The organism is Streptomyces ferrugineus, assembly GCF_015160855.1.
GTDB lineage: Bacteria > Actinomycetota > Actinomycetes > Streptomycetales > Streptomycetaceae > Streptomyces > Streptomyces ferrugineus.
Genome location: NZ_CP063373.1, coordinates 8,363,442 through 8,380,335, shown reverse-complemented (window position 1 = coordinate 8,380,335; position 16,894 = coordinate 8,363,442). Strand labels below are relative to the sequence as shown.

The 16,894-nt window shown below is 69.2% G+C and carries 17 protein-coding genes and 1 pseudogene; 9 read left to right on the top strand and 9 right to left on the bottom strand.

The features are described 5' to 3' along the window. Window positions 1–111 precede the first annotated feature (111 nt). The 4 genes from IM697_RS37235 (at window position 112) to IM697_RS37220 (ending at window position 3,155) form a co-directional block, all read left to right on the top strand. On the top strand, window positions 112–861 hold the full coding sequence (locus IM697_RS37235; protein WP_194040802.1) for a hypothetical protein: 750 nt from the start codon (window positions 112–114) through the stop codon (window positions 859–861). Between the two features lie 77 nt (window positions 862–938). Continuing rightward, window positions 939–1,850 (top strand): phosphotransferase family protein, encoded by a 912-nt coding sequence (locus IM697_RS37230; RefSeq protein ID WP_194040800.1) that lies wholly within the window; start codon window positions 939–941, stop codon window positions 1,848–1,850. After that, a complete protein-coding gene (locus IM697_RS37225) occupies window positions 1,851–2,546 on the top strand; it encodes a class I SAM-dependent methyltransferase (protein WP_194040798.1) in 696 nt (231 codons plus the stop codon). A gap of 30 nt (window positions 2,547–2,576) precedes the next feature. Continuing rightward, window positions 2,577–3,155 (top strand): HAD domain-containing protein, encoded by a 579-nt coding sequence (locus IM697_RS37220; RefSeq protein ID WP_194040796.1) that lies wholly within the window; start codon window positions 2,577–2,579, stop codon window positions 3,153–3,155. Window positions 3,156–3,220: 65 nt separating this feature from the next. Here the strand turns inward: IM697_RS37220 and IM697_RS37215 are convergent, their stop codons facing one another. From IM697_RS37215 to IM697_RS37200, 4 genes and pseudogenes are all read right to left on the bottom strand, one after another. Then, window positions 3,221–4,915, bottom strand: a complete 1,695-nt coding sequence (locus IM697_RS37215; protein WP_194040794.1) for a relaxase/mobilization nuclease domain-containing protein — start codon at window positions 4,913–4,915, stop codon at window positions 3,221–3,223. Next, on the bottom strand, window positions 4,905–5,456 hold the full coding sequence (locus IM697_RS37210; protein ID WP_407699571.1) for a hypothetical protein: 552 nt from the start codon (window positions 5,454–5,456) through the stop codon (window positions 4,905–4,907). Before IM697_RS37210 ends, IM697_RS37215 begins: the two co-directional genes overlap by 11 nt. Before the next feature lie 374 nt (window positions 5,457–5,830). After that, window positions 5,831–7,005: pseudogene (locus tag IM697_RS37205) on the bottom strand (DUF3631 domain-containing protein). 586 nt (window positions 7,006–7,591) lie between these two features. Beyond that, window positions 7,592–7,786 (bottom strand): helix-turn-helix transcriptional regulator, encoded by a 195-nt coding sequence (locus IM697_RS37200; RefSeq protein ID WP_141585174.1) that lies wholly within the window; start codon window positions 7,784–7,786, stop codon window positions 7,592–7,594. A 120-nt stretch (window positions 7,787–7,906) separates the two neighbouring features. On the opposite strand from IM697_RS37200, the gene IM697_RS37195 reads away from it, so the two are divergent. Continuing rightward, a complete protein-coding gene (locus IM697_RS37195) occupies window positions 7,907–8,410 on the top strand; it encodes a helix-turn-helix domain-containing protein (protein ID WP_185013113.1) in 504 nt (167 codons plus the stop codon). Between the two features lie 21 nt (window positions 8,411–8,431). After that, window positions 8,432–9,586, top strand: coding sequence for a tyrosine-type recombinase/integrase (locus IM697_RS37190; RefSeq protein ID WP_194040789.1), 1,155 nt, complete (start codon window positions 8,432–8,434; stop codon window positions 9,584–9,586). 7 nt (window positions 9,587–9,593) lie between these two features. Here the strand turns inward: IM697_RS37190 and sodN are convergent, their stop codons facing one another. Then, window positions 9,594–9,989: a superoxide dismutase, Ni gene (gene sodN, locus IM697_RS37185; protein WP_007491258.1), complete on the bottom strand. Its 396-nt coding sequence runs from the start codon at window positions 9,987–9,989 to the stop codon at window positions 9,594–9,596. A 145-nt stretch (window positions 9,990–10,134) separates the two neighbouring features. On the opposite strand from sodN, the gene sodX reads away from it, so the two are divergent. Beyond that, window positions 10,135–10,569, top strand: a complete 435-nt coding sequence (gene sodX, locus IM697_RS37180) for a nickel-type superoxide dismutase maturation protease (RefSeq protein ID WP_194040787.1) — start codon at window positions 10,135–10,137, stop codon at window positions 10,567–10,569. On the opposite strand, the gene IM697_RS37175 is transcribed toward sodX, so the two are convergent. Beyond that, on the bottom strand, window positions 10,473–11,102 hold the full coding sequence (locus IM697_RS37175) for a CGNR zinc finger domain-containing protein (RefSeq protein ID WP_194040785.1): 630 nt from the start codon (window positions 11,100–11,102) through the stop codon (window positions 10,473–10,475). The genes sodX and IM697_RS37175 overlap by 97 nt on opposite strands. A gap of 99 nt (window positions 11,103–11,201) precedes the next feature. Between IM697_RS37175 and IM697_RS37170 the strand changes: the two genes are divergently transcribed. Further along, window positions 11,202–11,972, top strand: coding sequence for a class I SAM-dependent methyltransferase (locus IM697_RS37170; RefSeq protein ID WP_194040783.1), 771 nt, complete (start codon window positions 11,202–11,204; stop codon window positions 11,970–11,972). Between the two features lie 88 nt (window positions 11,973–12,060). Here IM697_RS37170 and IM697_RS37165 read toward each other — a convergent pair whose 3' ends face one another. The 3 genes from IM697_RS37165 to IM697_RS37155 are packed head-to-tail and all read right to left on the bottom strand — an operon-like array spanning window position 12,061 to window position 14,798. Next, window positions 12,061–12,813 (bottom strand): amino acid ABC transporter ATP-binding protein, encoded by a 753-nt coding sequence (locus IM697_RS37165; protein ID WP_194050032.1) that lies wholly within the window; start codon window positions 12,811–12,813, stop codon window positions 12,061–12,063. A 50-nt stretch (window positions 12,814–12,863) separates the two neighbouring features. Further along, window positions 12,864–13,802 (bottom strand): amino acid ABC transporter permease, encoded by a 939-nt coding sequence (locus IM697_RS37160; protein WP_194040781.1) that lies wholly within the window; start codon window positions 13,800–13,802, stop codon window positions 12,864–12,866. 33 nt (window positions 13,803–13,835) lie between these two features. Then, window positions 13,836–14,798, bottom strand: a complete 963-nt coding sequence (locus IM697_RS37155) for an ABC transporter substrate-binding protein (RefSeq protein WP_194040779.1) — start codon at window positions 14,796–14,798, stop codon at window positions 13,836–13,838. A gap of 684 nt (window positions 14,799–15,482) precedes the next feature. On the opposite strand from IM697_RS37155, the gene IM697_RS37150 reads away from it, so the two are divergent. Beyond that, complete coding sequence (locus IM697_RS37150; RefSeq protein WP_194040777.1) at window positions 15,483–16,706, top strand: NAD(P)-dependent malic enzyme; 1,224 nt, start codon at window positions 15,483–15,485, stop codon at window positions 16,704–16,706. Window positions 16,707–16,894: the final 188 nt, after the last annotated feature.

Here is a 16,894-nt window from a genome sequence, read left to right as displayed (position 1 = left end):
CACCGCGACCAGGCTCCCCCCTTCGGCCGGGCGGCCCCCGAAGTTCCGTACGCCTACACCGGGTTCGGGCATTCCTATGCCTGTGCCCGGCCGATCAGAGACGGAGACACGGTGACCACCATCGACACCACAGCCATCACGGTCGTACTGCCCGAGGCGTTCGACGAGCGCTGGAACCGCCTGCCTGGCATCCACGTCGACGGCCGGCGCATCACCATCGACTCGGCCGAGTACTTCTTCCGCTTCGAGTCCAACAGTTGGCTCGTCGCCGACTGGGAGCTGGTCAAATCCCAGCTCCTGGAGGTGCAGGAGACCACCGAGAGCGCGGTCGAGCAGCTCGCGCTGGACTTCATCAAGGCTCACGCCGAGTCCACCTCGGACGCCGCTCGCGTGCTGTCCACCGCCTACGAGGTGTACGCCTACCTCTTCCGCGACGAACACCTCGCCGGCCTTGGCCTGCCGCAGATCACCGCCGAGCACCTGCGGATGCTGCGCGAGGCAGCCACGCTGATGGCGCTGAACAAGGTGGAGCTGGACGGGCACATCTCGAACGTCGGCCCGTGCTGGTTCTTCCCGGCCGCCACCTCCGTCGTCTTCGACCTGGACGACGAGATGGGCGGCATGCTCGACGAGGTCTACCACGGCGGCTGGTTCAACGAGCACCGCCGCATCGAGTCCATCAAGGCCCACGCCGCCCTCGGCGGCCGGCTCGTCCACGGCTGCCAGTCCGTGCCGGACCAGACCGGTGGCGTCGTCGCGCCCTACGGTGCGTCGATGGCCGCCTTCCGTGACGACCTCGCGGCCTTCAAGGCCGGATGGATCGAGCAGGTCTACGCCCACCGCGTGAGCCCAGCCGCGTAACACCGCACACCAGGCTACGGGGCGGGCCAGCACCTCTCGTCCGCCCCGGATGCCCCCGACCTCTCTGGAGCCCCCACGTGACCGCGAACCCCAGCGCCGAACTCCTCGACAGCCTGCTAACCATTGCCGGCCGCCCCACCGCCGTGCGCGAGGAGGTGCGCGTGTGGTCAATGTCCGGTGTCGAGCGCCTGACCTTCCCCGACGCCACCACCGCGATCTTCAAGTACGCGAAGCGGCCCTTCGACAGCGAGGATCAAGCCCTCCGTCTGGCGCACGCGCTCGGCGTTCCCGTCCCGCAGGTCCGTGCCTCCGCCGTCCTGGACGGCTGGCTCGGCATGCTCATGGAGGATCTCGACCCCGCTGTCCGCGACGCCGACGACCTCGACGGCACCGCCGCGGCCGTAGTCCTGCACGGCACCCGCACGGCACCCGCCCTACCCGTCCTCGACCAGGCCGGCCTCCGCAAGCTGCCGGGCCGGGCCCTGGAGCACTTCGCCCGACTCCGCAAGGCCGACCGGTGGCACGAGGCGGACGACGTTGAGGACGCGCTCGATCGGATCGCCCAGGCCGCCGAGACACGCTCGGCTGGTACGACGGTGGCTCCGTTCGGCTGGGTGCACTCCGAGTTCCACCCCACCAGCCTCCACATCAGCCGACACGGCTGGCGGCTGCTGGACTTCGCCCGCGCCTTCACCGGCCCCGGCCTGCTCGACCTCGCCAGCTGGCACGGCACCCTCGACACCCCCGACCCCGTACGCCTGCGCGTCTTCCTGGAGCAATACGTCACCGCCGGCGGCACCCCCGACGCCCTCACTCCGCGCGGCGGGCTCTCCGCCCAGAACTGGGCGTTGGGCTGGCATCGCATGTGGGCCGTGGAGTGGTTCATGGAGCAGTCGATCCGCTGGATCAACGACCCGGACACCGACCCCGCCTACATCGAGGCCGTACGCCGCCACCTCACCGACGTCCTTCACCTCCTGGAGGTGTAGGTGCTCGCCCACGCTTCCCCCTGGTACGTCCACGCCCTTCAACGCACCACGGCAAATCCTGCCGAGCCACTCTCGGTCCCCGCGCGGATGGAGTGGACCACCCGGCCGGGCACCGGGCCCGGCGCCGAGATCCTCGGGCAGGATCTGCGCCGCAAGCGGGTGCTGGAACTTGGTTGCGGCCCCGGCCACAACGCCGCCCACCTCGCCACCCGCTACGGTGCCCAGGTCACCGGCGTCGACCTCGTCGGCCTCCAAGTCCGCCGAGCCCGCTCGCACTACGGCCGGCTGAACAGCCTCACCTTCGTGGCGGGCCATGCCCTTCACTACCTGCAAGCCTCAGACGAGCAGTTCGACGCGGTTTACTCCGTCTTCGGCGCCATCGGGCTCGTCGCCCCCGAAGTCCTGCTCCCGGCCATCGCCCAGCACCTCAAACCCGGGCGCACTCTCGCCTTCTCCGTACCCCACCCGCAACGCGGCGGCCTCCGCCCGGCCACCGACGACCGACCGCGCCGCGACTACGTCACCCTCCCTGACCGCACCCGACTACCCATCGCCCGCTGGGACTTCGACGCCAACCGCTGGGAGAAACACCTCGATCGCGCCGGCCTGTGGCTCACCTCGGCTCAGGAGTTCCACGACGCCCGCCACGGAGGCCGTTGGCCCACCACTCTGCTGATCACCGCGCGCAAACTCTGACCCTCACTCCGGCTCCCCTGGGAGAATCCGATGCGTCCGCCCTACCTGCTCCTCGACATCGACGGCGTCCTCATACCCTTCCCCGACGCGGAGGGCTCGACCCCAGCCACCCACGCCCGCCACGACGTCGTCCCCCCTTGCCGCAGCGCCGACGACCCGGTCACCATCTGGCTCAATCCCGCCCATGGCCCCCTGCTCATGGAAGTGATCCGTACCGGCATGGTCACGCCTGTCTGGTGCACCAGCTGGCGCCGGGACGCCGCCACTCTGATCGGACCGCTCCTCGGTCTCCCACCCCTGCCCCACGTTGATCTCCCGCGCCCCAAGATCACAACAAGCCACCCCAATGGCTACCTGTGGAAGCGCGACTACGTCGACGCGTGGCTGGCCGACGCCCCCGCTGTGTGGATCGACGACGACTTCACTGATCTCGACCACTCCTGGGCCGCGGAGCGCACCGCCCGTGGCGCGGCGACCCTGCTGGTACAGCCTGATCCCCGTGCCGGGCTGCAGGCTGAACACCTGGCCGAAGCCCGCGCGTGGTCCGGGCAGCTGCTCGCCGTGCGGACTGGTGCACCCGCTGCTCCGAGCGGAACCGAAGCAGCCTGACGCGAAGCCGTGGCAGAACAGTCGATGCCCCCGCCGCGCCGTATGGCGAGGGCATCCGACCGGGTTCAGCGATGCCGACCACGTTCTTCGGGCGTCATGCTCACGGGTGTGGCCGGAGGACGTGGGGCGGCGGACATGGACGTCGTGCCGCTGATGGTGCTTTGCCTACGTGCTGCCTGAGCGCGCCTGTTCGGTTGAACGGTGATGCGCCAGGTGAGGACCTCGGCGGGATGCTCGGCACTATCGAGTTCCCGCAGGGCTCCGACCTCGGACAGGAGGCGCCGGGGGTTGTGGCCGGCGGTCTCGGCGCGGGCGAGTGTCGTGGTCAGGGCCGGCCATGCGGGATCGGCTAGGACGCGGTCGGCGTGGTCGGGGAGGACTGCGCGCAGATCCTGCTCGAAGCGGCTGGCGGTTGTGGTGCGCGGTGCGCGACGGGCGAGGTCCGCCAAGACTGGCTGGGCGGCCTGCTGGTAACTGGCCTGCAGGTGCCGGAATGCTTCTTCGGCTGCTGCGGCCTGCTGCTCGTGGCCGCGCTGCTCATGCCACTTGGCGGCGGCGCGCGCCACGTGGAGCGCGGCGAAGATCAGGGCGATGGCGAGTCCGCCCGGATCGTGTGTGGCGTAGGCGAGTTCCCTGGCGGCTTCCCGCAGGGCGGTGGCGGCCTGGTGGTCGGCCCGGATCGCCGAGCGGCGGGCGCGGTTGAACGCCCTTGCGGCGGCTTGCAGTTCGGCCCGGTGCTCGCCGTTGGTGGCGAGGGCGAGGTTGTGGAGGGTGTCGCCGAAGGCATTCAGGTGGCCCTGGGCCACGGCGTCGTCGCCTGAGTCGAGGACGGCGCGGGCGTCACGGATGGCGGTTTCGGCGCGGTGCCACGGTTCGGCCGGGTCCACCACTTGCTGAGGGCGGTCGGTCAGGTCCTGGGTGGGGAGCCGTTCGCAGAGGCGGTTGTAGGACAGGTCGGGGGCGAGCTTTGAGCCGCCGTACCAGACCGGCTCGCCCTGGGCGGTATCGCCGGGCGCGGCCAGGCTGTAGCCGGTCACCTCGCCGGTCTCGGGGCCGATACGCGGCCTGACCTGGATGCCGAGGGAGCGCAGCACGGTGAAGTACTCGTCGATATTGCGTACGGCGGCGGCGACCGCGTACGCCTGCTCACGCAGCCACTCCCGTGCGGTCTCGTCCTGGCCCTGGCGCTCGGCCTTCGCGCGCTCGGCGCCGGTGGGCGTGCGCGGGGCGGTGAGGTCGCCGGACTTCAGGCGGCGCAGCCCGAACTCAGCCTCGATCTTGCGGCATTCGCGCTGTGCCCGCCAGCCGTCCCGGTTCGTACGAGGGCGGCGGCCGTCGGCTCGGACGGTGGTGGCCATGATGTGGATGTGGTCGTCGGCGTGCCGGACCGCGATCCAGCGGCACGCCTTGTCGTCTCCCTCGGGGGCGATGCCCGTGGCGGCTACGACGCGGCGGGCAACCTCGGCCCACTCAGCGTCGGTGAGGTAGCGGTCGCCGGGCGCGGTGCGCACCGGGCAGTGCCACACATGCTGCGGTGGCTGCTTTCCGCCGAGTTCCCGGGTGCGGAGGTCGACGTGGTGGTCCAGGCGCCGGGCGAGCTGGGTGTAGGTGGCGGTGGGGTCGCGGCCGGGGTCGGGGGCGCCGGCCATGTCCCAGGCGGCCACGATGTGGGGGTCGGTGTGCTCGTCGCGCCGCCCCTTTCCGAAGAGGTAGTTGATCAGGCCGAGGGTGCTGGAGCCGGTGGAGACGTCAGGCACCATGAGGGGCTCCTTCCGCCAGGAGCCGGTCCATGAGTGCGTAACTGGCCTGGGCGGCCTGCTCAATGCGGTCGAGGACTGCCTCGGCCCGCTCGGGTATCGCGCCGGAGTGGATGGCTGTCGTGACCTGGTTGAGGTTGGTGCCGATCCGGTTCAGCGCCTTGGTGTGCGCTTCGATGGCTTCCACAAGCGGGCGGATGGGGTCGTCCTCTGGGCTGCCGACCATGCCCGCCTTGCCGAGCGCCACGGCGAGGGCGGCGTCGCCGACGAAGCCGGCGAACTTCTGGTGGCGCCGCCTGGCCTCGTCATCGATGAGGCGGACCGCGGTCGGGGTAAAGCGGATCTTCTTCTCCTGGTCGCGTTTCTCGATGGTGCGTTTGCGGTTCATCCGCGCGGGCAGTGCGGGGGCGTCGGGTCCACGCCACGAGGGCTGCTCAACGGCGGCGGGAGCTTGACGGGCAGACGGCTTGGCGAGTGGGGTGTTGGAGTCGGCGACTGGCTGCTCGGCGCTGTCGGCGGGAGACACGGTGCGGGGCTCGTTCACCCCCTCCTCAGGCTCGGGCGCCCGCTGGCGCCCGGCCCCCTCTCCCTCCGCCACCCCAGGGGCGGGGGCAAGCGCGGACGAAGCCTCTTTAGGGGCTCGTTCGCTCCAGCTTGCTGCTGTTCGTCGGTCCCGGCTGAACCAACCCCAGCGGCGGGACGAAGAGGGGTTCGTGTCGTTCTCGGTGTGCATGGTGGTGCTCCGAAGGAGAGGGGGGATCGGGCTGTGTCACGTCCGTCGCATCCGTCGCATGCCTGGTCAACACAGGTACGGACACGCGGGCAGGTACGGAGAACTCCGTCCCGGCGACAGAGTCCGTCCCCGCGCTGACCTGCGCGGGGACGGATGCGACGCAGTGATACGGACCCCCGGTGGGATCAGAGAGCGCGCTTCGGCCCGGCGGGGCCACCGGGCGGGCCGACAGGCAGCGTCCCCGCCGGGACGGCGGGCAGCCTGCCCTGCGGCATGCGGGCGGGGGCGGCGCCGCGTTCGGGCCCGGGTGCCGCCTCGACGAGATCGGGGCAGTTGCGGGCCCAGGCGTCCAGGAACCGGTTGCGCATGTACGCCTTGGCCTGCCTGCCCTTGTCGAACCGGTAGTTGGCCGGGCTGATGTTGAAGTCCCGCAGCAGGTTGCTCAGGTGGTACGCGTTCAGCCCTTTGGTGCCGTACTCCGCCCACGGGGCCTCAGCGTCCTGGAGCAGCGAGGCGACCAGATCCTGAGTGGCCAGGGCCTCGGGGTTGTCCGCCTGCGCGAAGATGCGGTGGATGTCGCGCAGGAGCCGCGTCTTCAGGCTGCTCTGCTCGTCCTGGGCCGCCTCGTGGCGGGTCATGGCCAAGCAGGCGGCACGAGCCTGGGTGGGCCACTGGCCGCCTGCCAGGTCGGCGATGATGACCAGCGGCTCCCAGGTGTCCGCCGCCCGGTCTTCCACCGGCATCTGCGGCACCATTCGGGCAGCCTGCCCGCGCAGGGGACCCAGCCAGGCGGTCAGCCGGTCACGCAGCGCGTTGAGTTCCGGCACCGAATACCGGGAGCGGAACGGGGTGACCTTTTCGCCCGGCTTACGCTTCTGCATCCGCAGAACGACCGCCCGATCCATGACCGTGTCCGGCAGGTCGCCGATACCCGCGATGGCAGCCATGGCGAAGGTGGGGAACGGGGTCGGTTTGTGATCCGGACCGGAGATTCGCCAGGCGGGCCGGTTGCGCTGGTGCCCGGCATTCAGCAGGCCGCGCAGGATCTCACTGTCACCGCTCGCCTTGGGGGGCCGAAGATGGTGTCTGCCTCGTCCACCAGCAGGGTGGGAGGGTTCTTGCCGATGATCCGGAAGATGACCGCCGGGGAGGTGTTCACCGTCATCATCGGCTGGTACACGGTCTCGTGGAGCACGTCCAGAACCCGGGACTTGCCGCACCCCTTCGTCGGGCTCACCACCGCCAGACGCGGAGCATGCTGCAGAGCCGTCTGGATGTGCGTGGCCGCCACCCACAAAGTGACAGCGGTCAGCGCCTCCTCGTTGGGCAGTACCACGTACTTGCCGATCGCTGCCCGCAACTCGTCCAGCAGCGCGACCCCGTCAGCGGCTACCTGAGCACCGGCGCCTTCATGGCCGCCGGCGCGTGTCCCGCCATCGGTGGCTGCGATCTCCTGTTGCTCGGTCGGCTCCCCGGGGACGTCGGTCCCCGGCGACAGGTGACGGCCGGTGTCCCGGTCCCCACTGCGGTCCCCTGGTGCAACTCCAGAGTCTTGGGGACCGGTCCCCGTTGGCGTGCCGATGCCACTGACCTGCACGTCTCCAACGGAATTGGATATGGGGACCGTGGTTCGCGCCGACAGGGGACGGGATGTGTCGAGGGGACGGTCCCCTGATACCGCATCAGCAGAATGCTCGTCCCCGCGGCGTCCGGGGACGCCTTGGCCGGGGACCGCGACCTCGGGCCAGTTGACCTTGGGGACCGTGTTCGGGTTGGTGGGGGACGTAGAGTCCTCCATAGACGTTCCTCTCAGACGAGGGGCAGGACGGGCAAGGTCCAGCCCCTCGTCGGCTTGTTCGTTCAGGGATGGGCGGTGTGCGGGGGACTCTCCGGCCTTCGGCGTTGGCGCGCCGAGGGCCGTTTCCGTGTCCCGGGCCTCCGGCGGCTCAGGAGGCCAGACCCCACTCGTCTCGGCCCTCGCTCAGGGCCCGCTCGTAGCGCAGCAGCTCGGCCTCGGGGTACAGCACCCGCTTGCCGATCTTGATGCCGCGCGGGCCCTTCTCGATCTGGCGCCAGTAGCGGACGGTGCTCTCCGCTGTCCGGTAGCGCTCGGCGACCTCGGCGGTGGTCAGATATCGCATGCATTCCCAATCGACTAGGCAGCAATCCGGTCTGCATAGGTTGTACTCGACGATCGCCGGTTAACCAAATCGGCAAGGGTATGTTTCAATTGGGATAGTGATGGTCATGATGGAGGTCCGATGACAGGCGACAAGGCTGACGGCGGTGAGGTGCCGCTGCTCTACAGCGAGGGCAACATCGCCGCGCGGGTGGCGCTGGAGCGCGAGGTCAGAGGGTGGAGCACGATCGAGCTGGCAGACCGGGTGTCCAAGGCCGGCGTCAAGATGAACCAGACCGCCGTCTGGCGCATCGAGAACGGCACCCCACGCCGCCGCATCAACGTCGACGAGGCGCTCGCTTTCGCCCGCGTCTTCGAACTGCCCCTCGAAGAGCTGATGTCCCCGCCCCTGGAGGGCTTGGACCTCGACAGCAGACGGCTTGTCCAGGAAGCCGTCGAGGCGTACTACGAGACCCGCGATGCCGAAGACCGCCTACACCACGCCGTCGTCGGCATCGCCGAGCACATCCAGGACCACCCCGACAGCTCTCGGGCCATCCACGAACAGTGCCTTCGCCTCATGGGCGAGGAGCGCGACGCCCGCACCCTCACCGAGTACATCGAGGGCGGCGGCTACTACCGATAACCAACCCAAGGGAGAAGCCACTTGGCCAACATCCAAAAGCGCCCCAACGGCAAATGGCGGGCCCGCTACCGCGACCTCGACGGCAAGGAGCACGCCCGCCACTTCGACCGCAAGCTTGACGCCCAGCGCTGGCTCGACGAGGTCACTACCAGCATCGTCACGGGTCAGTACGTCGATCCCCGCGCCGGACGGACCACGTTCGAGACGTACGCGAAGAAGTGGGAGGAGTCACTCATCGCCAGCGAGGCGGGCGAGCGCATCACCGACAACGCGCTGCGGCTGCACCTCGTCCCGGCGCTCGGCTCCCGCGCCATGGCGGCGATACGCCGCAACGACCTCCAGGTGCTCTTCAAGAGCCTGTCCGAGCTACTCGGCCCCGGTAGCGTGCGCAACGTCTACGACGTCCTCGTACGCCTCATGACCGCAGCCGTCGAGGACAAGGTCATCGCGGCCAGCCCGTGCCGCCGGATCACCCTCCCGCCCATGCCGGACGAGGAGGTCGCCCCGCCCACGGTCGCCCAGGTCGAGGCCATAGCCCGTGTTATGCCGCCGTACATTCGCGCAGCGATCGTCACGCTCGCCGGATCAGGCTTGCGAATAGGCGAGTTGCTCGGCCTCAAGGTGTCGGACGTCGACTTCAAGGCCGGCACCATCCGCGTCGAGCGTCAGCGCCTCCAGTCCGGGAAGATCGGTCCGCCGAAGACCGCCAAGTCTCGCCGTACGGTCCCGGTCGGCGAGGTCGTCACGGACGCTCTTCTCACGCACCTCGCGACACGCCCCTCCAAGGAGTGGCTGTTCACGATGGAGGAGGGCGAGCCCCTCAACTACCGCCGCTGGAAGACGGAGTGGAACTGCGCTCGCAAGACGCTCCAATCAGCGGAGAACGAGGCGGCTGAGCGCGAGGGCCGCAAGCCCGTCGAGCTGCCGCACATGGTGACCCACGACCTGCGCCACTTCTTCGCCTCCGCCCTCATCGCCGGCGGAGCGAGCGTCAAGCAGGTCCAGCTGGTCCTCGGCCACGCGTCCGCCGTCATCACGCTGCGGATCTACGCCCACCTGTGGCCGGGCGAAGAAGACCGCACCCGGACCGTCAGGGACGCCGTGCTCGGCGGCCTGCGGGCCGGGTGCGGACAGGTAGGCGATGCGACCCGCGTAACCGCGGGTCAGACGGCCTAGCCATGGATCAGGCCTTCTTGGTCTCCCAGAAGATCTTGTCGATCTGGGCGATGTAGTCGAGGGCCTTCTGGCCGGTCGCCGGGTCGGTGGAGCCCTTGGCGGCCGAGAGGGCCTTCAGGGCGTCGTTGACCAGCTGGTGCAGTTCCGGGTACTTCTCGAAGTGCGGGGGCTTGAAGTAGTCGCTCCAGAGCACCGAGACGTGGTGCTTGGCGAGCTCGGCACGCTGCTCCTTGATGACGGTGGCACGCGCCTGGAAGTGCGGGTCGTCGTTGGCGGCCATCTTTTCCTGGACGGCCTTCACCGACTCCGCCTCGATGCGGGCCTGGGCCGGGTCGTACACACCGCAGGGCAGGTCGCAGTGTGCGCTGACCTTGACCTTGGGGGCAAACAGGCGGGAAAGCATGGAGCATTCCTTCCTCGTGATCGTCTTCTCAGGTGGGACATTACTCCCTGCAAGACGGGTTTTCGCGAGTGCCCCCATGGGCTTAGGACAAAAGTCCGGGGTGAGACTGAGACTGGTGGAGGACCCTACCGGGGAGGTGCCGGGGATGACGGAGTTGTCGCAGGAGACCGAGCGCGGGCGGACGGACCGGCCCTTCGGGTGGGCCGAGGTGACCGGGCCGTCGATGGTTCCGACGCTGTATCACGGCGATCTGCTCGTGGTGTGGCACCGGGGCCGGATCCGGCCCGGGGACGTGATTGTGCTGCGGCATCCGTTCCAGCAGGACCTGCTGGTCGTCAAGCGCGCCGCCGAGCGGCGCGAGGGCGGGTGGTGGGTGCTCGGGGACAACGCCTACGCCGGTGGCGACAGCACCGACTACGGCGTCGTGCCCGACGAGCTGATCCTGGGCAAGGTCCGGCTGCGCTACCGGCCGCGCAAGCCGGATCAGCGCTCACCGTTCGCGCTGGCGCGCTGGGCGCTGTCGGCCGTGCGGCTGGTGCCGGCCGACCGGTCGGCCTCCAGGCGCTTGCGGGCCCGGTAGGCGGCCACGTTCGCGCGGGTCGCACAGCGGTCCGAGCAGTAGCGCCGGGAGCGGTTGGTGGACGTGTCCAGGTAGGCGTTGCGGCACGGGGCCGCCTCGCACAGGCCCAGGCGGTCCACGCCGTACTCGGTGAGGTGGAACGCCAGGCCCATCGCGGCGATGGCGGCGTAACCCGCGGTCGCGTTCGACGGGTGGTCCGCCAGGTGCATGTGCCACAGGGGGCGGCCGTCGTCGTCCCGGAAGTCGTGGCCGGAGATCTGCGGGCTCACCGGGAACTCCAGGAGGAGGGAGTTCAGGAGGTTCACCGCCAGCGCCTCGTCGCCCTTGTCCGCCGCCTCGAAGACCGCCCTCAGCCGTGCACGGACCGAGCGGAACCGGGTGACGTCGGCGTCGGCGGCGCGGCGGGCCGCCTCCTGGCTGACGCCGAACAGGTCGCGAACGGCCTCGACCGAGGTCAGCGAGTCCTTGCCCCGGGCCGGGTCCTCGCTGTTGACGAGTCGTACGGCATAGTCCGAGTAATAGGCCAGTTCCACTTGTAGTCCTTACGGAGGCGTTCTATCGTCGTGGTGCGGTCGGGTAAGAGCTGATCGTGCTTCCAGGGTATTACGTGACGTGCGCGACGGAGGGGCTCGATGACGGACACATCCACCACCACGACCGGTGCCGACTGGGCCGCCTGGCAGGACAGCTGGGACCGGCAGCAGGAGTGGTACATGCCCGATCGCGAGGAGCGCTTCCGGATCATGCTCGACATGGTCGAGGCCCTCGTCGGCCGCACCCCGCGGGTGCTGGACCTCGCCTGCGGCACGGGAAGCATCACGGCCCGGCTGTTCGCACGGTTCCCGGAGGCCACCAGCACCGGTGTCGACCTCGACCCGGCGCTCCTCGCCATCGCCGAGGGCTCCTTCGCGGGCGACGCGCGGGCCGCCTTCGTCACGGCCGACCTCAAGGACCCCGACTGGCCGGCGAAGCTGCCGTACGACTCCTACGACGCCGTCCTGACCGCCACGGCCCTGCACTGGCTGCACCGTGAACCCCTCGCGGCTCTCTACGGTCAGGTCGCGGAGCTCGTCCGCGACGGTGGTGTCTTCCTCAACGCGGACCACATGATCGACGAGTCGACGCCCCGGATCAACGCTGCCGAGCGGGCCCAGCGCCACGCCCGCATGGATCAGGCCAAGGCGGCCGGCGCCCTCGACTGGTCCGAGTGGTGGCAGCTCGCCGCCAAGGACCCGGTGCTGGCGGGACCGACGGCCCGCCGCTTCGAGATCTACGGCGAGCACGCCGACGGCGACACGCCGTCCGCCCAGTGGCACGCGCGCGTGCTGCGCGAGAAGGGCTTCGGGGAGGCCCGCCCGGTGTGGTGCTCGCCGTCGGACACACTGCTGCTGGCGCTGAAGTAGCGGCTCGGGGGATCGCCGGACGTGCCGGGGCGCGCACGGGAAGGGGGCGGTACGAGGATCCTCGTACCGCCCCCTTCCCGTCGTACCGTCAGAGGACCTTGGACAGGAACGCCTGCGTCCGCTCGTGCTGCGGGTTGGTCAGGACCTCGCGCGGGTCGCCGGACTCGACGACCACGCCGCCGTCCATGAAGACCAGGCTGTCGCCGACCTCGCGGGCGAAGCCCATCTCGTGGGTGACGACGACCATCGTCATGCCGGACTCGGCGAGGTCGCGCATGACGTCGAGGACATCGCCGACCAGCTCCGGGTCGAGGGCCGAGGTCGGCTCGTCGAAGAGCATCAGCTTCGGGTCCATCGCCAGTGCCCGGGCGATGGCCACGCGCTGCTGCTGGCCGCCGGAGAGCTGGGAGGGGTAGTTCCCGGCCTTGTCGGCGAGGCCCACCCGCTCCAGCAGCTGCGACGCGCGCTCCCTGGCCTGGGCCTTGCTGGAGCCCTTGACCTGCATCGGCGCCTCCATGACGTTCTCCAGCGCCGTCATGTGCGGGAACAGGTTGAACCGCTGGAACACCATGCCGATGTCCCGGCGCTTCAGCGCGACCTCGCTGTCCTTGAGCTCGTAGAGCTTGTCGCCCCGCTGCCGGTAGCCGACCAGTTCGCCGTCCACGTACAGCCGTCCAGCGTTGATCTTCTCCAGGTGGTTGATGCACCGCAGGAACGTCGACTTGCCGGAGCCGGAGGGGCCGATGAGGCAGAACACCTCGCCGGTCTTCACCTCCAGGTCGATGCCCTTGAGGACTTCGACGGGGCCGAAGGACTTGTGGACGCCCTCGGACTTGACCATGGGGACAGTGGAGTGCGAGGCGGAGTCGGCCGTCTTGCTGAGCTTCTCGGTCATGCCGAAACCCCCTGCCGGTTGGAGAAGGAGAGCAGGTTCGCCTTGACCTTCTGCCACGGCGTCGGCGGCAGCTGGCGGGTGGCGCCGCGGGCGTAGTACCTCTCGAGGTAGTACTGGCCGACGCTGAAGATCGACGTCAGCAGCAGATACCAGGCCGCGGCGAGGAACAGCATCTCCGCCGGGGCACCGGACGTCTGGCCGATGTCCTGGGCCACCCGGAACAACTCGGAGTACTGGACCACCGAGACCAGCGAGGTCGTCTTCAGCATGTTGATGACCTCGTTGCCCGTCGGCGGCACGATCACGCGCATCGCCTGCGGGATGACGATCCGGCGCAGCGTCTTGGCGTGGCTCATGCCCAGCGCGTGCGCCGCCTCGGTCTGGCCCTCGTCGACCGCGAGCAGACCGGCGCGGCAGATCTCGGCCATGTAGGCGGCCTCGTTGAGGCCGAGGCCCAGCAGCGCCGTCAGGAACGGGGTCATGAAGTCCGACCACTCGTCCTTGTAGAACGGCCCGAGGTTGATGTACTCGAAGACCAGGCCCAGGTTGAACCAGACCACCAGCTGGACCAGGACGGGCGTGCCGCGGAAGAACCAGATGTAGAACCAGGCGAGCGTCGAGGTCACCGGGTTCCTGGACAGGCGCATGACGGCGAGCGTGATGCCGCCGACGATGCCGATCACCATGGACAGGACGGTGATCAGCAGGGTCTTGCCCACACCTTCGAGGACGCGGTCGTCGAAGAAGTAGTCCGGGATCGCACCCCAGTTGATCTTGCCCTGGGAGAACGCGTACACGACGCCGCCCAGCAGGGCGAGCGCGATGACGGCGGTGACGTACCGGCCGTAGTGACGGACCGGGATGGCCTTGATGGCCTCCGGGCCGGCCGGCGGGGTGTCCGCCGGCCCGTCCGTCTTGTCGATGTCAACTGTCACAGGTGTTGCCTTTCAGTGCCCGCTGCGACGCGGTCACTTGCCGCCGTTGATGGTGGCTTCCTTCACGGCGCCGTCCTCGACGCCCCACTTCTTGATGACCTTGTCGTACTCGCCGTTCGCGATGACGGCGTCGAGCGCGGCCTTCAGGGCGTCCCGCAGCTCGGTGTTGTTCTTGGCGACCGCGATGCCGTACGGGGCGGCCTCGACCTGCTCGCCGACGAGCTGGAAGTCGTTGCCCCCGCCGGAGGTCTTCACGGCGTACGCGGCGACCGGGAAGTCGGAGGAGCCGGCGTCCGCGCCGCCCGCGCGCAGGCGGGTCTGGGCCTGCTGGTCGTTGTCGAAGGACTCGATGGTGATCTTCTTGCCACCGGTGCACTTCTTGGACTCGGACTTGGCCAGGTCCTCGGAGACCGTGCCGCGCTGCACCACGATCTTCTTGCCGCACAGGTCCGACCAGGTCTTGATGTCGGTGTTCTTGCCCTTCTGGGTGTAGATCGAGACACCGGCGGTGAAGTAGTCGACGAAGTCGACGCCCTCACCGACCTTCTTGCCGGTCTCCGAGTCGATGCCCTCCTGGCGGTCCTTGGTGTCGGTCATCGCGGACATGGCGATGTCGTAGCGCTTGGAGCGCAGACCGGTGATCAGGCTGTCGAAGGTGCCGTTCTCGAACTGGAACGTCACACCGAGCTGCTTGCCCATGGCGTCGGCGAGGTCGGGGTCGATGCCGACCGTCTTGCCGGAGCTGTCCTTGAACTCGACCGGCGCGTAGGCGATGTCCGAGCCGACCTTGATGACGCCCTTGTCGCGGATTTCCTTGGGCAGCTTGTCGGCCAGCGGGGCCGCGCTGGTGGTGGCGCCGTCGGTGCTCTCGGAGCCGTTGTCCTTGGTCTGGTCACCGCAACCGGTGAGAATCAGGGCGCCTGCGACCGCGATCGAGCCGACCGCTGCGAACCGGGAGCGTGCGGCGGTGGTACGACGGGTGGAGCTTGCGGTCATGGTGGGTTCCTCCGGCGGATGGGTGGAGTTGCCGATGGGGCTGGCGCCTGTCGACGGGTTCGGCAGGGGCCTTGGTTTCCTAGGTCGACGAGAGCACACGCCTTCGAGTGTCGCGACCTCGTGTGATTACGGCATCTTGCCATTCGGACTGAACCATTCAGGGCGCCCGGCATGTCAAAATCGGATAACGGGTGACCCCCGAACTGCCGCAGTCCGGTACATCCTGACCGCACCATCTGCGGGAATCTGTCCTTCCGGCCGGAAGATCTTCGGTACATCCCGGGTTGCGGAACGGTCGTGCGAGGGGTTTGTCGCTGATGGTGGCACTTCGCCGTGTCTGGTGTCGATTGTCCGCTTATTTGGTGGCGAATCGTGCGGGTGTCGTCGTCGGGTCGTGTCCGATTCGTATCCCTCGGTGTGGGTGTTTCCCTTGCCGTCATGTGATCTTGCACGTATTGGACTCGTCGGCGGCGCGGTCCGTCCGGTAAGAAGGTTCTTTACACCCCTCATCCGGGGCTCAGGGCGCGTGTGCGGCGCGCCCGTCGCGTAGGCCCGCATGTCGCACCCCGTGCGTCGTGCGTCGTGCTTCGTGCACATCCACGAGCAGGGCATACGCGGTCCCGCCCACTTCTCACCAGGAGTGGTCCCACCCTCAAACCATGAACACTTAAGGGGTCAGACAAAGTGGCAGCGGAGATCGTCAATCCTCGCAGCGGCGGCAATACCGATCAGGACGGCGGGGCCGAGCCCCTCGATTCCTTCGATCCTGCGTTCGCGCTGCACCGTGGCGGCAAGATGGCCGTGCAGGCCACCGTGCCGGTCCGTGACAAGGACGACCTGTCCCTGGCGTACACGCCCGGCGTCGCGAAGGTGTGCAGCGCGATCGCCGACCAGCCGGAGCTGGTGCACGACTACACGTGGAAGTCGTCCGTCGTCGCCGTCGTGACCGACGGCACGGCCGTGCTGGGGCTCGGGGACATCGGGCCCGAGGCCTCCCTTCCGGTGATGGAGGGGAAGGCGATTCTGTTCAAGCAGTTCGGCGGCGTCGACGCGGTGCCGATCGCTCTCGACTGCACCGGTGTCGACGAGATCGTCGAGACCGTGGTGCGGCTCGCGCCGTCCTTCGGTGGTGTGAATCTGGAGGACATCTCGGCGCCGCGGTGCTTCGAGATCGAGCGGAAGCTGCAGGAGCGGCTGGACATTCCGGTCTTCCACGACGACCAGCACGGTACGGCCGTCGTGACGCTGGCGGCGCTGCGGAACGCCGCGCGGCTCACCGGGAAGGGGCTCGGGGATCTGCGGGCCGTGATCTCGGGGGCGGGCGCGGCCGGTGTCGCCATCGCGAAGATGCTGGTCGAGGCCGGGATCGGGGACGTCGCGGTGGCCGACCGCAAGGGCATCGTGTCGGCCGACCGGGACGATCTGACGGCGGTGAAGCGGGAGCTGGCCTCCTTCACGAACAAGGCGGGGCTCAGCGGGTCGCTGGAGTCGGCGCTGGCCGGGGCGGACGTGTTCATCGGGGTGTCCGGTGGGACGGTGCCGGAGGAGGCTGTCGCCTCGATGGCCGACGGGGCGTTCGTGTTCGCCATGGCCAACCCGAATCCCGAGGTGCACCCGGAAGTCGCGCACAAGTACGCGGCGGTCGTGGCCACCGGGCGCTCGGACTTCCCGAACCAGATCAACAACGTGCTGGCGTTTCCGGGGATCTTCGCCGGGGCGCTGCAGGTGCGGGCCTCTCGGATCACCGAGGGAATGAAGATCGCGGCGGCCGAGGCGTTGGCGGGGGTCGTGGGTGACGACCTCGCTGCGGACTACGTGATCCCGTCGCCGTTCGACGAGCGGGTGGCGCCGGCGGTCACGGCCGCGGTCGCCGCCGCGGCTCGGGCGGAGGGCGTTGCCCGCCGCTGATGTGGCGTGACGTGGTGTGAGTGGCCCCGCCCGGGTCGGGTGGGGCCATTTTCTCTGCCCGGGTGCGGCCGTTCGGGTGTTTCGCGTTGCTGCCCGCGGCGTCTGTGCGGGTGGGGTGGGGACGCGCGCGGCGCCTTGGCAAGAGGGCGTGTCTCACAGGGCGTCGTGGTTCCGTCGGTCGGGGGCGG